Consider the following 19,196-nt stretch of genomic DNA (forward strand, 5'->3'; position numbering starts at 1 on the left):
TCATCTCATGTACGTGCGCCAGCGATGCCGTTGGGGCGCACCATCAGGACCGCGAAGAACAGCAGGTGGGCGTACAGCGCGCCCGCGTTGGAATCGAGCCGCTGGCCCACGAGCTGCGCCACGCCCAGCGCGATGCCGCCGACCAGCGCCCAGCGGAACGAGCCCAGGCCGCCGATGATCACGACCTCGAACGCGCCCAGCAGCCGCTCCACGCCCGAGAAGGGCGTGAACGAGGTGCGCAGCGCCAGCAGCAGCCCCGCCACCGACGCGAAGGCCAGCGACAGCCCCATCACCACCGCATACACATGGCGCGGGCGCACGCCCATCGTGCGCACGATCTCGCGGTGGTCCGAGGTGGCGCGCACCACGAGGCCGAAGCGCGAGTGCTGCAGCAGCCACTGCAGCGCGCCGAAGGCCAGCACCGCGAGCACCAGCACCAGCACCGGGTACCAGCCGATGCGCAGACCGCCGATCTCGAAGCCCGCCGTGGCCAGCGCGCCGCCGTCGAGCGCGCGCGGGTCGGCGCCGAACAGCTCGACCATCAGGTTGCGCAGCACCACCGCGATGCCGAAGGTGACCAGCACCGGCGTGAGCGGATCGTCGGTGGCCACCGCGCGGTTCAGCAGCAGCCGCTGCAGCAGGTAGCCCATGCCGAAGGCCGCCAGCGCCACTGGCGCGATGAAGAAGAGCGGCGACACGCCGGGGAACTGCGTGGCCAGGAAGACCGCGAAGTACGCCGCCAGCACCACGAACTCGCCGTGCGCGAGGTTGACCATGCGCATCACGCCGAAGACCAGCGCCAGCCCGAGGCCGAAGAGTGCGTAGAGGCCGCCGAGCAGCACGCCGTTGATGAGGGTTTCGAGCCAAGCCATGGTGGGGAGGTGTTCAGTGTCCGAAGTAGGCGTTGGCGATCTGCGCGGCGCTGAAGTCCGATGCGCGGCCCGCCAGCGTGACGCGCCCCTTGAGCAGGCAGTACACGCGCTGCGCGATGCGGCAGGCGCGCGTCACGTCCTGCTCCACCACCAAGAGGGCCGTGCCCTGCGCGCGGATGTCGCCGAAGGCGCGGTAGATCTGCTCGATGACCACCGGCGCCAGGCCCAGCGAGATTTCGTCGCACAGCATCAGGCGCGGGTTGGCCATGAGCGCGCGGCCGATGCTCACCATCTGTTGCTGCCCGCCCGACAGCTGCGTGGCCGGCCGGTGGCGGAACTCCTGCAGGATGGGGAACAGCGCGTACACCGTGGGCAGCGTCCAGTGGCCGGTCCGGCCGCACAGCGCGCCCATGCGCAGGTTTTCTTCCACGGTGAGCGAAGGAAACAGCATCCGCCCCTCGGGCACCAGCGCGATGCCCCGGCGCGCGATGCGCTCGGCCGGCTCGGCCTCGATGGCCTGGCCGTCGAAGCGGATGCCGCCGCGGCTGCGCGAGCCCAGTCCGGCAATGGCGCGGATCAGCGTCGACTTGCCCGCGCCGTTGGCGCCGATGAGCGCGGTGGCTTCGCCCTCCGCCACGTCGAGCGAGAGGTCGAACAGCGCCTGCAGGTCGCCGTAGTGGCTGCACAGCTCGCGCACTTCAAGCAGCGGCATGGGTGCTCTCCTGCAAGGTGTCTTCGTCGCCCACGCCCATGTAGACCTCGCGCACCTCGCGGCTGGCCATGGCGGCGGCGGGTGTGTCTTCCAGCAGCTTGCGGCCGAAGTTCAGCACCATGATGCGGTCTGCGACGGCCATCAGCGCCTGTGCGATGTGCTCGATCCAGATCATCGCCACGTCCTGCTTCAGCTCGAGCACCAGCGCCACCAGCACCTGCACCTCGGCCTCGGTGAGGCCGCCGGCGATCTCGTCGAGCAGCAGCAGGTGCGGCCGCGCCGCCAGGCCCTTGGCCAGTTCGAGGCGCTTGCGGTCCAGCAGCGGCAGGCGGCCGGCCGGCACGTCGGCGCGGTCGGCCAGCCCGGTACGTTCCAGCACGGCCCAGGCCTGGCGCGCGGCCTGCGCGCGCGGCAGCCGCGCGGCGAAGGTGGCGGCGGCCAGCGCGTTCTCGTAGGCACTCAGGTGCGCGAAGGGCTGCGGAATCTGGAAGGCGCGCGCCACGCCCAGCCGCGCCCGCGCATCGGCGCGCAGCCCGACGAGTTCGCGGCCTTCGAGGCGGATGCTGCCCGCGTCGGGCACGGCCACGCCGGTGATCAGGTTGAACAGCGAGCTCTTGCCCGCGCCGTTCGGCCCGACCACGCCCAGGCACTCGCCGCGCGCGAGCGAGAGCGCCACCTGGTCGGCCACGACGATCTCGCCGTAGCGCTTGCACAGGCCGTCGATGACGAGGCAATCGCTCATGCAGCCTTGAGCTGCGACAGCAGCTTGAGCTCGTCTTCCACCGGAATCTGCTTGGCCGTGCTGTTGTGCGTGATGACCAGCTCGTACGGGAACTTGCTGCCCGCCTTGGTCTTGCGCCACTGGCCCGCCACCATCGGCGTGACGGCCACGCTCTTGATCGGGCTGCCCTTGAAGTCGATGCGTCCCACCACCGAATCGAGCTGCAGGTTGGCCAGCGCGTCGCGCACGGCCTTCTTGTCCTTCGGGTTGGTGGCGTTCTTCAGCGCCGCAATGCCGACCTCGAACAGCGCGTGGCCGTAGCCGATGGGCTGCGTCCACTGCTTGCCGGTGGTGGCCTCCCAGTCGGCCGCCAGCGCCTTGGCGCTCTGACCCGTGAGCGAGGACTTGAACGGGAAGTTGGGCGTCCACCAGACCTCGGTCGACATGCCGTTGCCCGCCGCGCCCAGCGACTCCACGGCGCTCGGGAACAGGAACGACGCGGCCATCGTCACCACCTCGGGCCGGTAGCCCGCCTGCTGCGCCTGCTTCCAGAAGGTGGCGAAGTGGTTGGCGTAGGCAAAGCCCGAGACGATGTTCGCGCGCGCCGCCTTGAAGCTGGAGACCTGGTTGCTGAAGTCGTCGGTCGCGATCTTGAAGAAGCCGCCGTTGGTCTCCTTGTAGCCGCGCTGCTTGGCGCCGCCCGGGATGCCCGTGGCCGGATCGGCGAAGGCGTGGCCCGGGCCGTTGTCGATGTACAGCGTGCCCAGCGTGCGCTCCACCTTCAGCGGCTCCCACATGCCGAAGAAGTTCTTCAGCACGTCGTCGGCGCCCCAGAAGAAATGGAAGGAGAACGGAAAACCTTTTTGCGGCGTGGAGCCGCGACCGAAGGTGATGGCCTGCCACGGCCCCATGGTCGACACCATCGGCACGCCGTTGACGTCGCACAGCTGGCCGGCGGCCAATGCGGCGTCGCTGTCCTGCACCAGCAGCAGGTCGACCTTCTCGCGCAGCAGCAGCTCGCTGGACATGGTGGCGCCGCGGTTGGCGTCGGACTGCGTGTCGCGCACCACGATCTCCACCTTGTAGGTCGTGCCGCCGATGGTCAGGCCGTCTTTCAGCGCGGCGCGCACGCGCTCCAGGCTCCACGGGTCGGCCTCGCCGAAGTTGGCGCGAACGCCCGACAGCGTGGTGAGGTAGCCGATCTTGATGGTCTTCGATTGCGCATGCGCCAGCGCAGGCACGCCGGCCAGCGCGGCCGCGCCGCCGCCGATGACGAGTTGGCGGCGCGTGAGGGCGCCGGGGGCTGCGGGGAAAAGGTCGGCGGACATGGAGGTTCTCCTTGGCGGATGAAGGATGGACAGGTCCGCATCCTCTCTCTGCGCGCCGCCGCGGCGTTATCGAAAACTGGCAAAACGCGGGCCCGTGCCCGCGGATGTCATTCGGGCCGCAGGTTCACCGACTTGGCGATGGCGCGGTAACGCTCCATGTCGGCCTGGTAGCCGCGGCGCAGCTCGGCCAGCGTCTGTTCGGGCGCCACCTTGCTGCCGCCGAGTTCCAGCGCGCGGCGCAGCTCGGGCTTGAGCATCATCTGGTTGAAGGCCGTGTGCAGCCGCTGCTGCGCGTCCTCGGGCACGCGGTGCGACACCTGGATGCCCGCCCACAGGCTGTAGACGAAGTCGTCCAGGCCCTTGCTGTTGCGGATCAGCGGAATCGCCGTGAAGCGCTCGTGCGGCGCCGAGGCCGCGATGCCCAGCGCCTTGACCTTGCCGGCGTCCAGCAGGTCGGGCACGTTGCCGGCCAGCGGCGCAAACACCAGGTCGATCTGCCCGCCCAGCAGGTCGTTCACCAGCGGCGCGAAGCCCTTGTAGGGCACGTGCAGCATCTTGGTGCCCGTCTGCTGCATGAAGCGCTCGCCGAGCAGGTGGTAGAGCGACCCGGGGCCGATGCTGCCGTAGCTCAGCTCTTTCGTGTCGGGGCGGCGCAGCAGTGCGATGAGTTCGTCGACGCTGCCCGCGCCCAGGTCCTTGCGCGCCAGCAGCACCATCGAGGTGACGGCCATCACGCCGATGGGGCGGAAGTCTTCGGCCTTGTAGCGCGCGCTGCTGAGCGTGAGCGGCGTGAGCATCAGCTCCATCGGCGACCCCACGAGCAGCGCCGTGCCGTCGGCCGGCGCGTTGGCCGCCTTCATCACGCCGAGCGAGCCGCTGGCGCCGGGCACGTTGTCGACGATGGCCGGCTGGCCCAGCAGCCGCGACAGCTCGGGCGCGGCCAAGCGCGCGTTGATGTCGGAGCCGCCGCCCGCGGGGTAGGGCACGATCAGGTTCAGGGTCTTGCCCCCCAGGCCCTGGGCCAGGGCGGGCAGGGCGATGGGGGACAGGCCGGCGGCCAGGCCGGCAGCAATCAGCGAACGTCTGCGCATGGGTTCTCTCCTCGGGTTGTGTGAGATGTGTCGGAGTACGGGAAACGGGGGCTTGTGGTTGCTACGGCTGCAGCAGCAGTGGCGATTGCACGTTCGCGAAGGGCACGGCCTGGTGCCAGCCGTGCGCCATGCGCAGCACGTCGAGGTCGGCGCCGGGGCGGCCGATGAGCTGCAGGCCCATCGGCAGGCCGCGCGTGCCCTCAGCCTGCGAGAAGCCGGCCGGGATCGCCATCGCGGGCAGGCCGGCGAGCGAGGGGCCGATGGTCACTTCCATCCAGCGGTGGTAGGTGTCCATGGCGCGGCCGCCGACCTCGCGCGGCCAGTGCACGTCGACCGGCAACGGGAACACCTGCGCAGCCGGCAGCACCAGGAAGTCGAAGCGTTCGAAGAGCTGCAGCAGCGCGGCATGCCACTGCGTGCGCGTGACGGCCGCCTCATGCAGCGCGGCGGCGCTCAGGCGCTCGCCCTGCTCGATCTCCCAGCAGGCCTCGGGCTTGAGCTGCGCGCGCGTGGCCGGGTCGGCGTGCAGCCCGCGCAGCGCGCCGGCCACGATGAAGCCGCGCAGGCGCAGCCAAGCCGTCCACAGCGCGTTGAAATCGAAGGCGGGCACGGCGGGCGCGACGCTGCAGCCCAGCGTGTCGAAATGCCGCAGCGCCGATTCGCACAGCGCCATCACGCCCGGGTCCATCGGCAGGTGGCCGCCGAGGTCGCCGAGCCACGCGATGCGCTGGCCGCGCAGCTCTGAGTCGAGTGGCTGCGCAAAGGCCTCGCCGTCACCGGCCAGGCTCAGCGGCGAGCGCGTGTCGTAGCCCGCCTGCACCGACAGCAGCCAGGCCACGTCCTCGGGCGTGCGGCCCATCGGCCCTTCGCAGCCCAGCTGCTGGAAGAACAGCTCCGGCCCCGGCCCGGTGGGCACGCGGCCCAGCGACGGACGCAGGCCGTAGACGTGGTTCCAGGCCGCGGGGTTGCGCAGCGAACCCATCATGTCGCTGCCGTCGGCCACCGGCAGCATGTGCAGCGCGAGCGCCACCGCCGCGCCGCCGCTGCTGCCGCCGGCCGCGTGGTCGAGGTTCCATGCGTTGCGCGTGGTGCCGAACACCGTGTTGTAGGTGTGCGAGCCCAGGCCAAACTCGGGCGTGTTGCTGCGTCCCACGAACAGCGCGCCGGCGCGGCGCAGGCGCTCGACCATGATCGCGTCGTGTGGCGTGACCTGCTTCGCGAACACCGGGCTGCCCATGGTGGTCGGCAGGCCGGCGGTGGCGACGAAATCCTTCGGCGCCATCGGGAAGCCGTGCAGCCGGCCTACCGCGTCGCCGCGCGCGCGTTGCGCATCGCAGGCATCGGCCTGGCGCAGCATCGCTTCGGGCGGTTGCAGCGACACCAGCGCGTTGACCTGCGGGTTGAGGCGCTCGATGCGCGCAAGGCAGGTCTGCATCAGTTCGCGGCACGAGAGCTCGCGGCGTTGCAGGGCGGTGGCGAGCGAACGGGCGCTGGGAAGGGGTGGCAGCGTGGCGGACATATGGCGGTCAACGATAGCGACCGCCTCCGCAAGCAGGTATCAAAAAACGGCAAAACTGGCGCCCCGAAAACCGAGGGATTCCCCTCGGCCCGTGCACCGGATCAGTGCCTCGTGAGCGCCGCGCCGCGCAGCGTCTGCGAGGGCAGTTCGCCGAACTGGCGCCGGTAGTCCGTCGCGAACTGGCTCAGGTGCCAGAAGCCCCAGTGCGCCGCGATGTCCTGCACCGAGCGCGACTCGGGCCGCTTCAGTGCGCGGCGCACGCCGTTCAGGCGCAGCGCCCGCAGGTAGCGCGCGGGGCTCAGGCCCAGCGTTTCCTGGAAGCAGTAGTTCAGCTTGCGCTGGCTAGCGCCGATGCGGCTGCACACCTGCAGCATCGACAGCGGCTCGTCGGGCCGCGACATCATCAGCTCGCAGGCGCGGCGCACCACGCGGCGGTGCGCCTCGGTGGAGCGCAGCTCGCGCAGGTCGACGTCTTCAGGCAAGGCGTTGAGCCAGGCCAGCAGCACGTCGTCGCGCAGCTGCACCGTGGCAACGGGGTCGTCGAGCAGGCCGGGCATCGCGTCGAGCGCGCTGAAGGCGCCGCGCAAGGTGCCGCGCAGCGACTGCATGGTGGGGTCGTCGAAGTGCAGCACCACGCGCCGTTCGAGCCAGGCCGGCGGCGCGCGGTCGTTCAGGCGTTCGGTGAGCGACTGCAGCAGCGCGTTGTCGACCACGATGCCCGTCAACTCGAAGCCCGGCGGGCTGCACAGGTCGAGCTCGTCGCAGCGCCCGACCATCACCGATTCGGTGTCCAGCCGCTGGCCCGAGAAGCGCGCCTCGCCGTCCTGCCGGCAGGTGAGGGCGAAGCCGCAGCAGTCGGGGTTCATCTCGCCGTGCTGGCGCAGCGCGCGGTTGGTGGTCTCGCGCACCAGCCGCAGGCCGGGCAGTTGCACGTGGTCGAGAAAGCCGGCGAAGCTGCCGCCCGAGAGCATGTCGCACGCCAGGTGCCAGCCGTTCTGGCCGCTGGCGTAGGCGTCGATGTCGTGCGTGGACAGGGTCCAGCGCGTCGCGACGGTGGGGGCGGGGGCAGGAAGAACGGAGGCGGTCTGGCTGGTCATGGCGGTCCGGCGAAGCGGTGGCAGGGGTGCGAAGACCCGTGCCGGAAGCAATCTCCAGACCAGATTGTTTCGTTGACAACGATCTTAAAGTGACAGGGCAAACCCCTAAGCCACCCGATCGTGGCCTATTCGAGCTCGCCGCTGGGCTCGAAGCCGGTGGTGCTGTCGAACAGCTTCTGCACGATGGTCTGCAGCACCTGGCGCTCGTCCGCCGTGAGCTGCGAGAACAGGCGCTGCGCGGTGTCGTGCGCCAGCGGCACCATGTCGCGGTACAGCGCCAGGCCTTCTTCCTCGAGCGACACGATGACCTTGCGGCGGTCGTCGGCCGAGGGGTGCATGTTGGCCAGCCCCAGGTCCACCAGCCGGTGCTGCGCGCGGCTCACGCGGGCCTTGTCCATGCTCGTCTTCTGTGCAATCTCGAGCGCCGACAGCGCACCGTACTTGCCCAGCACCACGACGATGCGCCACTCCGGAATCTGCAGCGAGAAGCGGCTCGCGATCGACTGGCCCACCGTCTGGCTCACGCGGTTGGCGACCACCGAGAGTTGAAAGGGCAGGAAGGTCTCGAGGTCGAAGGCCGGGGCGCTCGCGGCATTGCTGCGTGCCTTGGGCAGGGGCTTGGCGCTGGGCCGGGAAGGGGTGCGTGAACGGGGCACGGTGAGGTCGTGGCGTGGAGGCGTCGTGAAAGAAGATCGGCGCGGACAGTATAGGAAGGCCCTTGCGCATCACGCACGAGGCCGCGCGAGGTTTGCCAGTTTTCGATAACGCGGCAAGGGGCTCGCTCCCTATCGTGCAGGGCATGGACTACCCTGAACTCGCACTGCACATCGCCGGCCAATGGCGCACGCAGACCGCCGGCGGCCGCCGCGCGGTCGTCAACCCTGCCACTGAAGAAACGATCGCGCAGCTGCCGCTGGCCGGCCGCGACGAACTCGCCGAAGCGGCCGCGTCCGCGCGCCGCGGCTTCGTGCAGTGGCGCGGCAAGAGCGCACTCGAACGCTGCAACATCCTGCGCGCCGCCGCGCAGAACATCCGCGCGCAAGCGAAGACGATTGCGCACGTGCTCACGCTCGAACAAGGCAAGCCGCTGGCCGAGTCGCTGCGCGAGGTCACGCTGTCGGCCGACATCATCGACTTCCAGGCCGAAGAGGCCAAGCGCCTGTACGGCCGCCTCGTGCCGCCGCGCGTCGAGGGCATCCTTTCGCAGTCGGTCATGCGCCAGCCCGTGGGGCCGGTGGCGGCCTTCACGCCGTGGAACTTTCCGGCCAACCTGCCGGCGCGCAAGCTCGCGAGCGCGCTGGCCGCGGGCTGCAGCGTGGTCATCAAGCCGGCGGAAGAAACGCCGGGCACCTGCATGCTGCTGGTGCGCGCCTTTCTCGATGCCGGCGTGCCGCCCGATGCGTTGAACATGGTGTGCGGCGACCCGGCCGAGGTGTCGTCCTTCCTCATCGACCATCCGGCGATCGCCAAGGTGTCGTTCACCGGCTCGGTGGCCGTGGGCAAGCTGCTGGGCGAGCAGGCGGCGCGGCATGTGAAGCGCTTCACCGGCGAACTCGGCGGCCACGCGCCGGTGATCGTCTGCGACGACGCCGACTTTCCCTTTGCGCTCAAGCAGTCGCTGGCCGCCAAGTTCCGCAACGCGGGCCAGGTGTGTGCGTCGCCGATCCGCTTCTACGTGCCGCGCGCGCGCTTCGGCGAATGGAGCGAGGCCTTCGTGCAGGCCGCGCGCGCGCTGCGCCTGGGCGACGGCACCGACCCCGCCACGCAGATGGGCCCGCTCGCGCACGCACGCCGCATCGAGGACATGCAGCGCTTCGTCGACGACGCCGTGGAGCGCGGCGCGCAACTGCTGTGCGGCGGCCACCGCGTGCAGCGCCCCGGCTTCTTCTTCGAGCCCACCGTGATCGCCAACGCACCGGCCGACAGCCGCGTGATGCGCCAGGAGCCCTTCGGCCCCATCGCCGTACTTCAGCCCTACGACACGCTGGACGAAGCCATCGCGCAGGCCAATGCCTTGCCCTACGGCCTGGGTGCCTACGCCTTCACGCGCGACCTGCACACCGCGCACCGCCTGGGCGACGCACTCGAGGCCGGCATGGTCGGCATCAACCACTTCGGCGTCTCGCAGCCCGAGATGCCCTTCGGCGGCTGGAAGGAAAGCGGCATCGGCCAGGAGATGGGCGCCGAGGGCCTGCTGCACTACACCGAGGTCAAGACCCTCACCGTCGGCGTGCCGTCCTGAGCACCCCCCCCAATACTTCCGGAGACCTGCATGACAACGAAAGAAGCCGCCGCCGTGGCGGCGCTCAAGCAAGACAACGCCCAGTACCTGTGGCACCCCATGGCGCATCCGCAGGCCATGCTCAAGAGCAAGCCCGACATCATTGCGCGCGGCCAGGGCTGCTGGATCTGGGACGTCGACGGCCACAAGATGCTCGACGGCGTCGGCGGCCTGTGGGCCGCGAACCTGGGCCACAGCAACAAACCCGTGCGCGACGCCATCGTCGCGCAGCTGGACGAGCTGCCCTTCTACAACGTGTTCCGCGGCACCACGCACCCGCGCGCCATCGAGCTGTCGGCGCGCCTGGTCAAGACCATGGAGCCCGACGGCGTGGCCGCCGTGTTCTTCAGCAACGGCGGCTCCGACGCGGTCGAAGGCGCGCTCAAGCTCGCGCGCCAGTACTGGAAGCTCAAGGGCCAGGCCGACCGCTTCAAGTTCATCGCGCTGCGCCAGGGCTACCACGGCGTGCACTTCGGCGGCATGAGCGTGAACGGCAACCTGAACTTCCGCCGTGCCTACGAGCCGCTGCTGCCGGGGTGCTTTCACGTCGACACGCCGTGGCTCTACCGCAACCCCTACACGCAGGACCCGGAAGAACTCGGCGAGATCTGCGCCACGCAGCTGGAGCGCGAGATCCAGTTCCAGGGCCCCGACACCGTGGCCGCCTTCATCGCCGAGCCGATCCAGGGCGCGGGCGGCGTGATCGTGCCGCCGCCCAACTACTGGCCGCGCGTGCGCGAGATCTGCGACAAGTACGGCGTGCTGCTCATCGCCGACGAGGTCGTCACCGGCTTCGGCCGCGGCGGTGCGATGTTCGGCACGCGGCTGTGGAACGTGAAGGCCGACCTGTGGTGCCTGGCCAAGGGCATCTCGTCGGGCTACGTGCCACTGGGCGCCACCGCCATCGGCAGCAAGGTGGCCGAGGTGTTCCTCAACGACCCCACGGGCCAGGCCGCGGTGGGCCACGGCTACACCTACAGCGCGCACCCGGTGGCCGCAGCCGCCGCGCTCGCCACGCTGGAGCAGATCGAGGCGCTCGACGTGCCCGGCAACGCGGCGCGCGTGGGCGCGCATTTCCAGGCGCGCGTGCGGCCCTTCGTCGACAAGTTCAGCTTCGTCGGCGACGTGCGCGGCATGGGCCTCATGCTGGGCATCGAGATGGTGGCCGACAAGGCCACGCGCACCACGCTGCCGCGCGGCAACCCGATCGCCGCGAAGGTGGCGCAGGCGGCCTACCAGCGCGGGCTGATGGTGCGCATCTCGGGGCCGAACCTCATCCTCTCGCCGCCGCTGGTCATCACGCGCGAGGAGGTGGACTTCATGGTCGATGCGCTCGAAGGCGCGTTCGCCGACGTGGAAGCGACGCTGTGAGCCGAGCGCCCACGATCCTGCTGATCGGCACCGCCGACACCAAGAGCGCCGAGCTGCTGTTCATGCGCGAATGCATCGAGGCCGGCGGCGGCCGCGTCGTCGTGATGGACGTGGGCGTGCTCGACGGTGCGCCCTTCACGCCCGACATTCCCAACACCGAAGTGGCCGCCGCCGCCGGAAAGACCGTCGCCGAAGTAGCGGCCAGCGGCGACGAGAACAGCGCCATGACGCTGATGGCGCGCGGCGCCGCCAGGCTCGCCGCGCGCTGGCAGGCCGAGGGCCGCATCGACGGTCTGCTCGCACTGGGCGGCACCATGGGCACCGACCTGGCGCTCGACGTGGCGCAGGCGCTGCCGCTGGGCGTGCCGAAGGTGCTGGTGTCGACCATCGCCTACTCGCACCTGCTGCCGCCCGAGCGCATTCCGCCCGACCTCATCATGGTGCTGTGGGCCGGCGGGCTCTACGGCCTCAACAGCCTGTGCCGCTCGGCCCTGAGCCAGGCCGCGGGTGCGGTGCTCGGCGCCTGCCGCCAGGCCTGCGTGCCGGCCTTCGAGAAGCCGCTGGTGGGCATGACCTCGCTGGGCTCCAGCGCGCTCACCTACATGAAGACGCTCAAGCCCGCGCTCGAAGCGCGCGGCTACGAAGTCGCCGTGTTCCACACCACTGGCATGGGCGGGCGCGCCTTCGAGGCGCTGGCCGCCGAGGGCCGCTTCTGCGCGGTGATGGACTTCAGCCTGCAGGAGCTGGCCAACCAGCTCGGCGGCTCGTGCGTGACGGCCGGGCCCGATCGCCTGCTCGGCGCCGGCCGCGCGGGCACGCCGCAGATCGTCGCGCCCGGCGCCATCGACATGCTCGACTACCCGGCCTGGCAGTCCACGCCCGAGGGCCTGGAAGGCCGGCCCACGCACATCCACAACCGGCTGCTGGCCTCGGCCTTGAGCGCGCCCGCGTTCCGACGTGGCGTGGCCGCCGAGATCGCGCGCCGCCTCGCGCGCGCCGAGGGTGCCACCTGCCTGCTGATGCCACTGCAAGGCATCGAAGGCTGGGACCGCCCCGGCGAGCCGTTGCACGACCCCGAAGGCCTCGCGGCCTTCACCGAAGCGCTGCGTGGCAGCGTCGACCCGGCGCGGCTTGTCGAGCTCGATGCGCACATCAACGACAGCGCCTTCTGCGACGCCGCACTGCAGGTGTTCGACGCCTGGGTGGCCGACGGCACCGTGCCCGCAGGGAGCCGCGCATGAGCCCCGGTACGCAAGCCCTCGTGCTCGACTTCGGCGGCGTCATCAGCCGCACGCTGTTCGAGACCCACGCGCTCACCGAAGAGGCGCTGTCGCTGCCGCGCGGCACGCTCACCTGGCGCGGCCCCTTCGACCTCGCGAGCGATCCGCTGTGGCGCGACATGCAGGCCGACAAGCTCTCGGAGCGCGACTACTGGATGGCGCGCACCCGCGAGGTGGGTGCGCTGGTCGGCGAACGCTGGGACCGCATGGAGACCTTCGTGCAGCGCGCGCGCGGCGCCGACCCCGAGGCGGCGATCCGCCCCGAGGCCCTCGCGGCCATCGAGGCGGCGCGCCGCGCCGGCTGCCGGCTCGCCATCCTGTCGAACGAGCTCGACCTGTTCTACGGCGCGGGCTTTCGCCAGCGCCTGCCCTTCATGAGCGCCTTCGACGTGGTGGTGGACGCCACGCACACCGGCATCCTCAAGCCCGATGCGCGCGCCTACCAGCAGTGCCTGGACCAGCTCGGCCTGTCCGCCGACGCCTGCGTGTTCGTCGACGACCAGCTGCGCAACATCGCCGGCGCACAGCGCGTGGGCCTGCGCACCGTGCACTTCGACGTGATGCATCCGGGCGCGAGCTATGCGCAGGCGCTCTCGATGCTGGGCGTTTCTTCCTCTCTTTCTTTCTGACCGAGTTCCCGATGACCCCGACCTTCGAACCCACCGTGCCGCGCGAGCGCGTGCAGGCCCTGATGCAGGCCGAACAGGCGCGCTATGCGCGCACTCACGCGCGCAGCGGCGAACGCTTTGCGCAGGGCCAGCAGGCCTGGCTCTACGGCGCGCCCTCGCACTGGATGCGCCGCTGGATCGGCGGCTGGCCGCTGTACGTGCAGGACGCGCAGCTGCCCTACGGCGCGCGCTTTGTCGACGTGGACGGCAATGGCTACGCCGACTTCTGCCTGGGCGACACCGGCGGCATGTGCGGCCACGGCCACCCGGCGGTGGTCGAGGCGCTGGCGCGGCAGGCGCGCGTGGGCAGCTCGCTGATGCTGCCGACCGACGATGCGGCCTGGGTCGGCGAAGAGCTGTCGCGCCGCTTCGGCCTGCCGTACTGGAACCTCACGACCTCGGCCTCGGACGCCAACCGCGCCTGCATCCGCCTGGCGCGCATGGTCACGGGCCGCCCGCGCGTGCTGGTGTTCTCGGGCTGCTACCACGGCTCGGTGGAAGAGGCGCATGTGGAGCTGCGCGACGGCGCCGTCGCGATGCGCAACGACATCCACCCCAACGGCTTTCCGCACGACCAGCTCTCGGCCGTGGTCGAGTTCAACGACATGCCCGCGCTGGAGCGCGCGCTGCGCGCCGGCGACGTGGCCTGCGTGCTGGCCGAGCCGGCCATGACCAACTACGGAATGATCGCGCCCGCGCCCGGCTTTCACGACGCGCTGCGCCGCCTCACGCGCGAGACCGGCACGCTGCTGGTCATCGACGAGACCCACACCATCTCCAGCGGGCCGGGCGGCTACACGCGCCAGCACGGGCTCGACCCCGACATGTTCGTGATCGGCAAGGCCATTGCCGGCGGCATTCCCGCCGCCGCTTTCGGCCTGAGCGCCGAGACCGCCGAGCGCGTCTGGCAGGTGCTGCCCAAGCTGCACCCCACGAAGCGCCAGTCGGCGCATGCCGGCTTCGGCGGCACGCTGGCGGGCAACGCGCTCACCGTGGCCGTGATGCGCGCGGTGCTCTCGCAGGTGCTCACGCCCGAGGCCTTCGATCGCATGCTGGTGCTCGCGCAGCGCCTGGCCGAAGGCGTCAACGCCAGCATCGCCGCCGCGGGATTGCCGTGGCATGCCACGCAGGTCGGCGCGCGCGTGGAGACGCTCTTCTGTGCCGACGCGCCGCGCAACGCGAGCGACGTGCGCCGCACGCGCGACGGCGAACTCGAGGCGCTGCTGCACCTGTACATGATGAACCGCGGCGTGCTCATCACGCCCTTCCACAACATGATGCTGTGCTGCCCCGGCACCACCGAGCGCGAGGTGGACGAGCACAACGCGGCCTTCGCCGAGTTCGTGCGGGAGTGCAAGGGATGAGCACGCCCGATCTCTTCGGCCTGCAGGGCAAGGTGGCGCTGGTCACGGGCGGCGGGCGCGGCATCGGCGCGGCCATCGCGCAGGTGTTCGCCGAAGCCGGTGCCTCGGTGCTCATCGCCAACCGCACAGGCAGTGCGGGCGACGCGGTGGCGGCGGAACTGCGTGCGCGTGGTTTCGCGGCGCAGGCGCTGGCCTGCGACATCGGCCGGCGCGACGAGGCCGAGCGCGCGGTGGCCGAGGCGGTGCGCGTGTTCGGTGCGCTCGACATCGTGGTCCACAACGCGGCCGTGAACCCGTGGGCCGCCATCGACGCGATGACCGACGAGCAGCTCGAGCACACGCTGGCCGTCAACCTCAAGGCCTGCTTCTGGCTCACGCAGGCCGCTGTGCCGCACCTGCGCGCACGGGGCGGCGGGCGGCTGCTCGTCACCTCGTCGGTGACCGGCCCGCGCGTGGCCATGCCGGGCAGCGCGCACTACGCGGCCAGCAAGGCCGGCGTGAACGGCTTCATCCGCACGGCAGCGCTGGAGTACGCGCGCGAGGGCATCACCGTGAACGGCGTGGAGCCGGGCTACATCGCCAAGCAGGGCGGCTCGCTGCTGTCCGACCCGGCCAAGGCCGCGCGCATCGCGCGCCACATCCCGGCCGGCGAACTGGGGCGGCCCGAAGACATCGCCTACGCGATGCGCTTCCTGGCGAGCCCGGCGGCGCGCTACATCACGGGGCAGACGATCGTGGTCGATGGCGGCTCGACGCTGCCTGAAAGCCCCTTCTTCGCGGAGCAACCGACATGAGCGCGCGCCTGCATGGCAAGGCCTGCCTCGTGGTCGGCGCTGCGACCGGCATCGGCGCCGCCGTGGCCGCGCGTTTCGCGGCCGAGGGCGCGCGCGTCGCCGTGGCCGGCTGGCCGCGTCCGCAGCCGGTGGGCGAGGGCCCGGCCTTCGATTGCGACGTGACCGACGACGCGGCCGTGCGCGCCACGGTGGCCGCGGTGCAGACCGCGTTCGGCCGCATCGACGTGCTGATGAACTGCGCCGGCATCGTGCAGAGCGACGACGCGGCCGACATCGACGACGGCGATTGGCAGCGGCTGCACGAGGTCAACCTCGGCGGCACCATGCGCTGCCAGCGCGCCGTGCTGCCCGGCATGGTCGCGCAGGGTGGTGGCGCCATCGTCAACGTCGCCTCGGTCGCGGCGTTCAACGCAGGCGCCGGCATGGCGAGCTATGCGTCCAGCAAGGCCGGCGTGGTCGCGCTCACGCGCTCGGCCGCGCAGGCCTACGGCCCGAAGGGCGTGCGCGTGAATGCGTTGTGCCCCGGCTGGGTCGACACGCCGATGAGCCGCCAGGAGATGCGCGACCTGGCCGCCGAACGCGGTATCGACGAGGACGCCGCGCGCGCGCAGACGGTGGCGCGCATCGCGCTGGGCCGCATGGCCACGCCCGAGGAGATGGCGGCCGTCTGCCTGTTCCTGGCCAGCGACGAAGCCTCGTTCGTGACCGGCGTGGCGCTGGTGGCCGATGGCGGGGCGCGGGTGCCGGCCGCCGCACGCGCCATGTAAGCGCCGAGAGACGCCGCGCCCGGCCGGGCGTATGCTTGCGCGCCGCGGAGGGTTTTCAAAGATGCTTCCCATCGTCGTTGCGCTCATGGCGACCGTCATCCTGCTGGTCTGGATGGGGTTCTTCATGATGGGCTCGCTGCCCCTGCTCGTGCTCTCGCACGACACCCCGCTGGATTCGCGCTTCATCCGTGGCCTGTTCAACGTCTACTACGTGGCCGTGGTGCTCACCGCGAGCGCGGCGGCGCTCAGCTATGCGTGGTGCGGCAAGCCCTTCTTCGCAGTCGGCATGGCCTTCATCGCCGGCCTGGCCTTCGCGCTGCGCCGCTGGCTCATCATTCCGCGCATGGACCTGCTGCGCCACACGATCCCGGCGACGGACACGTCGATCGTGCAGTTCCGCAAGCTCCACATCGCGGGCATGGTGCTCAACGTGATGCAGCTGGGCACGGTGGCCTGGGCGCTCACGCAGCTGGGGCTGTGAGCAGACCCGGCCTCTCTGTCTCTATCGCAGGAAGCGCCCTTCCTTCGTCACCCGCACCATCTCGATGAAGCGCGAGCCCGTGTTGCTCGCGCCCGTGAAGTCGATCTCCATGTTGCCGATGCGCAGCTTCATCGCCTTCAGCGTGGCGTGCAGCTTCGCGCGCGTGAGGTCGCGGCCGGTGCGGCGCAGGGCCTCGATCATCACGAGCGCGTTCACGTAGCCCTCGTAGCTGAGGTAGCCGATGTCGACCTTGGCGCGCTCGGCCAGCTGGCGGAATTCGCGCGCGGTGGCGTCGACCTCGCTCCAGGGGTAGGGCACGATCTGCGAGATGGCCAGGCCGCTGGTCTTGTCGCCGACGAGCTTGGCCGTGACGTCGCCGGGCACGATCGACATGCCGTAGAACATCTGGCGCCCGCCGGCGGTCCAGGCGCTCTTCATGACCTCGCCGCCGATGCCGCCGCCCAGGTACATGAGCACGGCCTGCGCCTGGCTGTCGGCCAGCGCCTTGCCCGCGGCCTCGTTGGTCGTGCCGTCGCCTTTGACGGGCACCGCCGCCACGGGTTTGAGCTTGAGCGTGTCGAGCGCCGACTCGACCAGCCGCGCCACTTCGGCGCCGCCGGGGTTGTCCAGGTAGGCCACGGCGATGCGCGAGACGCCGATGGTGCTCAGGTGCTGCACCAGCGCCTGCGCCTCGCGCGCGAAGGTGGCGCGCACGAAGTAGCCTGCGCCCGCGACCTTCTCGCGCGCCGAGTCCGACACCGCATAGCCGCCCACCATCGGCGCGCCGCTCTGGCCCAGCACCTTGGCCGCGGCGGCCGTGGTGCCCGAGCCCACGCAGCCGAAGAAGGCGAAGGCGCGGTGTTCGGCGAGCAGCTTCTCGTAGTTGGCGACGGCCTTCTCGGGCTTGAGCTCGTCGTCGAGCGAGACCAGCTTGAGCTTGCGGCCCGCGAGCCCGCCCTGCGCATTGACCGCGTCGAAGGCCAGCCCGGCGCCGGCCATCACGACCTTGATCGGCGCGCCCAGCGGCCCGCTCAGGATGCCGGTGTGGCCGAGGACGATCTCGCCGTCGCTGACGCCGCTCTCGGCGGCCAGGGCGGTGGAAGGCAAGGAAAGGAGGGGGCCGAGTCCGGCCGTCGCCGCGGCCGAGGCGGCGAGAAAACGTCTGCGATGCATGGAACCGATTCCGCTTCTAGATACAACTGATAACAATTGAAAGCGAAAGCGAGTCCCCGCGCCGCCGGGGTTTACCCCCTGTGTTGCGCCGTGTCCTCGCCGGGCGGCTCGCGCAACTGCCAGGCCGCGCAGACGGCCAGCGCGCACAGGCCGGCCAGCATCAGGAACACCTCGTCGAAGGCGGCCAGCCGCGCCGCGGTGCTCACCGGGTTGGCGAGCGAGTCGCCGTGCGCCGCCAGGCGCCATTCGAGAATGATGGCGCACAGGCTCACGCCCACCGCACCGCCGAGCATGCGCACGAAGCTGATCGCGCTGGCGCCCTGCGGAATGAGCGGCTTGGCCAGCGGGCGCATCGACCCGAGGTTGAGCGAGGGCAGGATGAAGCCCAGCCCGATGCGCCCGACGATCGCGAACACCACCAGCAGCCACAGCGGGCTGTCCAGCCGCAGCACGGCCATGAGCGCGAACGACACCGCCAGCAGCGCCAGGCCGATGCTCACCAGGAGCCAGGTCGGTTGCTTGTCGGCCAGCCGGCCCACGCCCGCGATGGTGAAGGCCAGCACGATGCCGGCCGGCAGCAGGGTGGTGCCCACGTGCGAGGCCGACAGGTGCAGCCCCACCTGCATGTACACGGGCAGCAGGTAGGTCGAGCCGAACAGCGCGGTGCCGTAGATGAAGGCGACCAGGCTGCCCATGGCGAACTGGCGGTAGCGAAAGAGCGCGAGGTTCATGAGCGGCGCGCCGCCCGAGGCCATGAGCCGGCGCTGCCACCACACGAAGGCGGCAAACGAAACGAGCGCGCCGGCCAGCAGCAGCACGGCCTGCAGCGGCGAATCGCCGCGCAGCTCGACCAGCCCGTTCAGCAGGCACAGCGTGCCCACGGTGCCCAGCGCCAGGCCGCGCGCATCGAGCCCGCTGCCGCGCGTCGCGGCCACGCCGCCGGGCGCGGTCTTGGGCACGAACTTGTAGGCCAGCCAGATCGAGGCCAGGCAGAAGGGCACCACCATGAAGAAGATCGAGCGCCAGCCGAACAGGTCGACCAGCACGCCGCCGATGCTCGGCCCGACGGCCGGCGCCAGCACCACGCCCATGCCGAAGATGCCGCTGGCGCGCCCCTGCTCGTGCGGCTCGAAGGCGCGCAGGATGATGATGGCCGGAATGGGCTGCACCACGCCCGCCGCCAGCCCCTCGGCCACGCGCGCCAGCAGCACCAGCGGGTAGTGGTTGGCCAGCCCGCCGACGATGCCGCCGGCCAGCAGCAGGAGCATGGTGCCGACGTAGGTGCGGCGGTAGCCGTAGCGCGACAGCAGCCACGGCGTGGTGAGCATCGACACCGTCATGGCCACCATGAAGCCCGAGCTGACCCACTGCGCGCGCTCCTGGCCCAGCGCGAAGTGGTGGCTCATGTCGGGGATCGCCACGTTGACGATGGTCGAGGACATGATGGACGCCATCGTCCCCACCATGACCGACAGCAGCAGGTACCAGCGGTAGCGCTCGCCGTAGCGGGCGCGCAGGGCGCCCATGGAGGGCGGCGTGTCGGGTGTTGGGGGGGAGGTCATGGGGCGGCGCAGGGACGGTCGCGGGTCCGTCGTCCTACAAGCATATCGGTGTTTGCGGCGTCGACCGCGCGCGGGCCGGTCGCACAATGCGGCGGCTGTCCCCTGTGCGTCAAGT

General features: G+C 70.8%; 18 protein-coding genes. 8 read left to right on the top strand and 10 right to left on the bottom strand.

The window, feature by feature from the left end; all coding sequences use genetic code 11:
- Nucleotides 1-5 precede the first annotated feature (5 nt).
- From ACAM42_RS02490 to ACAM42_RS02525, 8 genes are all read right to left on the bottom strand, one after another.
- The gene (locus ACAM42_RS02490; RefSeq protein WP_062477701.1) at nt 6-872 is read right to left on the bottom strand and encodes a branched-chain amino acid ABC transporter permease; all 867 of its coding nucleotides are present in this window, start codon (nt 870-872) and stop codon (nt 6-8) included.
- A gap of 13 nt (nt 873-885) precedes the next feature.
- The gene (locus tag ACAM42_RS02495; RefSeq protein WP_159278775.1) at nt 886-1,584 is read right to left on the bottom strand and encodes an ABC transporter ATP-binding protein; all 699 of its coding nucleotides are present in this window, start codon (nt 1,582-1,584) and stop codon (nt 886-888) included.
- Nucleotides 1,571-2,326, bottom strand: coding sequence for an ABC transporter ATP-binding protein (locus ACAM42_RS02500; protein WP_062477694.1), 756 nt, complete (start codon nt 2,324-2,326; stop codon nt 1,571-1,573). The genes ACAM42_RS02495 and ACAM42_RS02500 overlap by 14 nt, the downstream gene beginning before the upstream one ends.
- On the bottom strand, nt 2,323-3,633 hold the full coding sequence (locus tag ACAM42_RS02505) for an ABC transporter substrate-binding protein (RefSeq protein WP_369631005.1): 1,311 nt from the start codon (nt 3,631-3,633) through the stop codon (nt 2,323-2,325). Before ACAM42_RS02505 ends, ACAM42_RS02500 begins: the two co-directional genes overlap by 4 nt.
- A gap of 107 nt (nt 3,634-3,740) precedes the next feature.
- On the bottom strand, nt 3,741-4,724 hold the full coding sequence (locus ACAM42_RS02510) for a Bug family tripartite tricarboxylate transporter substrate binding protein (protein ID WP_369631006.1): 984 nt from the start codon (nt 4,722-4,724) through the stop codon (nt 3,741-3,743).
- Between the two features lie 61 nt (nt 4,725-4,785).
- Nucleotides 4,786-6,243, bottom strand: a complete 1,458-nt coding sequence (locus tag ACAM42_RS02515) for an amidase (RefSeq protein WP_369631007.1) — start codon at nt 6,241-6,243, stop codon at nt 4,786-4,788.
- 101 nt (nt 6,244-6,344) lie between these two features.
- On the bottom strand, nt 6,345-7,340 hold the full coding sequence (locus ACAM42_RS02520; protein ID WP_159273608.1) for a helix-turn-helix domain-containing protein: 996 nt from the start codon (nt 7,338-7,340) through the stop codon (nt 6,345-6,347).
- Nucleotides 7,341-7,465: 125 nt separating this feature from the next.
- Nucleotides 7,466-7,996: a MarR family winged helix-turn-helix transcriptional regulator gene (locus ACAM42_RS02525; protein ID WP_159278771.1), complete on the bottom strand. Its 531-nt coding sequence runs from the start codon at nt 7,994-7,996 to the stop codon at nt 7,466-7,468.
- A gap of 143 nt (nt 7,997-8,139) precedes the next feature.
- Between ACAM42_RS02525 and ACAM42_RS02530 the strand changes: the two genes are divergently transcribed.
- The 8 genes from ACAM42_RS02530 to ACAM42_RS02565 all read left to right on the top strand — a co-directional run bounded on the left by ACAM42_RS02530 (nt 8,140) and on the right by ACAM42_RS02565 (nt 16,346).
- Entirely contained in the window at nt 8,140-9,582 is a 1,443-nt protein-coding gene (locus tag ACAM42_RS02530) for an NAD-dependent succinate-semialdehyde dehydrogenase (protein ID WP_369631008.1), read from the top strand.
- A gap of 30 nt (nt 9,583-9,612) precedes the next feature.
- Entirely contained in the window at nt 9,613-10,992 is a 1,380-nt protein-coding gene (locus tag ACAM42_RS02535) for an aminotransferase class III-fold pyridoxal phosphate-dependent enzyme (RefSeq protein WP_369631009.1), read from the top strand.
- Complete coding sequence (locus tag ACAM42_RS02540) at nt 10,989-12,233, top strand: Tm-1-like ATP-binding domain-containing protein (protein WP_369631010.1); 1,245 nt, start codon at nt 10,989-10,991, stop codon at nt 12,231-12,233. The genes ACAM42_RS02535 and ACAM42_RS02540 overlap by 4 nt, the downstream gene beginning before the upstream one ends.
- Entirely contained in the window at nt 12,230-12,901 is a 672-nt protein-coding gene (locus ACAM42_RS02545; RefSeq protein ID WP_369631011.1) for an HAD-IA family hydrolase, read from the top strand. Before ACAM42_RS02540 ends, ACAM42_RS02545 begins: the two co-directional genes overlap by 4 nt.
- Before the next feature lie 11 nt (nt 12,902-12,912).
- Nucleotides 12,913-14,304 (top strand): transaminase, encoded by a 1,392-nt coding sequence (locus ACAM42_RS02550; protein WP_369631012.1) that lies wholly within the window; start codon nt 12,913-12,915, stop codon nt 14,302-14,304.
- Complete coding sequence (locus ACAM42_RS02555; protein WP_369631013.1) at nt 14,301-15,098, top strand: SDR family oxidoreductase; 798 nt, start codon at nt 14,301-14,303, stop codon at nt 15,096-15,098. Before ACAM42_RS02550 ends, ACAM42_RS02555 begins: the two co-directional genes overlap by 4 nt.
- Complete coding sequence (locus ACAM42_RS02560; protein WP_369631014.1) at nt 15,095-15,865, top strand: SDR family NAD(P)-dependent oxidoreductase; 771 nt, start codon at nt 15,095-15,097, stop codon at nt 15,863-15,865. Before ACAM42_RS02555 ends, ACAM42_RS02560 begins: the two co-directional genes overlap by 4 nt.
- Before the next feature lie 61 nt (nt 15,866-15,926).
- The gene (locus tag ACAM42_RS02565; RefSeq protein ID WP_062479768.1) at nt 15,927-16,346 is read left to right on the top strand and encodes a hypothetical protein; all 420 of its coding nucleotides are present in this window, start codon (nt 15,927-15,929) and stop codon (nt 16,344-16,346) included.
- 21 nt (nt 16,347-16,367) lie between these two features.
- Here the strand turns inward: ACAM42_RS02565 and ACAM42_RS02570 are convergent, their stop codons facing one another.
- On the bottom strand, nt 16,368-17,453 hold the full coding sequence (locus tag ACAM42_RS02570; RefSeq protein WP_369631015.1) for an ABC transporter substrate-binding protein: 1,086 nt from the start codon (nt 17,451-17,453) through the stop codon (nt 16,368-16,370).
- Between the two features lie 137 nt (nt 17,454-17,590).
- Nucleotides 17,591-19,081: a DHA2 family efflux MFS transporter permease subunit gene (locus tag ACAM42_RS02575; RefSeq protein WP_369631016.1), complete on the bottom strand. Its 1,491-nt coding sequence runs from the start codon at nt 19,079-19,081 to the stop codon at nt 17,591-17,593.
- Nucleotides 19,082-19,196 lie beyond the last annotated feature (115 nt).

It is taken from the genome of Variovorax sp. V35 (assembly GCF_041154465.1).
GTDB classification, from domain to species: Bacteria; Pseudomonadota; Gammaproteobacteria; order Burkholderiales; family Burkholderiaceae_C; genus Variovorax; species Variovorax boronicumulans.

Coding starts and splice junctions, on each gene's coding strand:
- ACAM42_RS02530 (WP_369631008.1), top strand. CDS start 8,140: ATGGACTACCCTGAACTCGCACTGCACATCGCCGGCCAATGGCGCACG.
- ACAM42_RS02545 (WP_369631011.1), top strand. CDS start 12,230: ATGAGCCCCGGTACGCAAGCCCTCGTGCTCGACTTCGGCGGCGTCATC.
- ACAM42_RS02535 (WP_369631009.1), top strand. CDS start 9,613: ATGACAACGAAAGAAGCCGCCGCCGTGGCGGCGCTCAAGCAAGACAAC.
- ACAM42_RS02490 (WP_062477701.1), bottom strand. CDS start 872: ATGGCTTGGCTCGAAACCCTCATCAACGGCGTGCTGCTCGGCGGCCTC.
- ACAM42_RS02510 (WP_369631006.1), bottom strand. CDS start 4,724: ATGCGCAGACGTTCGCTGATTGCTGCCGGCCTGGCCGCCGGCCTGTCC.
- ACAM42_RS02495 (WP_159278775.1), bottom strand. CDS start 1,584: ATGCCGCTGCTTGAAGTGCGCGAGCTGTGCAGCCACTACGGCGACCTG.
- ACAM42_RS02520 (WP_159273608.1), bottom strand. CDS start 7,340: ATGACCAGCCAGACCGCCTCCGTTCTTCCTGCCCCCGCCCCCACCGTC.
- ACAM42_RS02555 (WP_369631013.1), top strand. CDS start 14,301: ATGAGCACGCCCGATCTCTTCGGCCTGCAGGGCAAGGTGGCGCTGGTC.
- ACAM42_RS02550 (WP_369631012.1), top strand. CDS start 12,913: ATGACCCCGACCTTCGAACCCACCGTGCCGCGCGAGCGCGTGCAGGCC.
- ACAM42_RS02575 (WP_369631016.1), bottom strand. CDS start 19,081: ATGACCTCCCCCCCAACACCCGACACGCCGCCCTCCATGGGCGCCCTG.
- ACAM42_RS02565 (WP_062479768.1), top strand. CDS start 15,927: ATGCTTCCCATCGTCGTTGCGCTCATGGCGACCGTCATCCTGCTGGTC.
- ACAM42_RS02560 (WP_369631014.1), top strand. CDS start 15,095: ATGAGCGCGCGCCTGCATGGCAAGGCCTGCCTCGTGGTCGGCGCTGCG.
- ACAM42_RS02505 (WP_369631005.1), bottom strand. CDS start 3,633: ATGTCCGCCGACCTTTTCCCCGCAGCCCCCGGCGCCCTCACGCGCCGC.
- ACAM42_RS02500 (WP_062477694.1), bottom strand. CDS start 2,326: ATGAGCGATTGCCTCGTCATCGACGGCCTGTGCAAGCGCTACGGCGAG.
- ACAM42_RS02515 (WP_369631007.1), bottom strand. CDS start 6,243: ATGTCCGCCACGCTGCCACCCCTTCCCAGCGCCCGTTCGCTCGCCACC.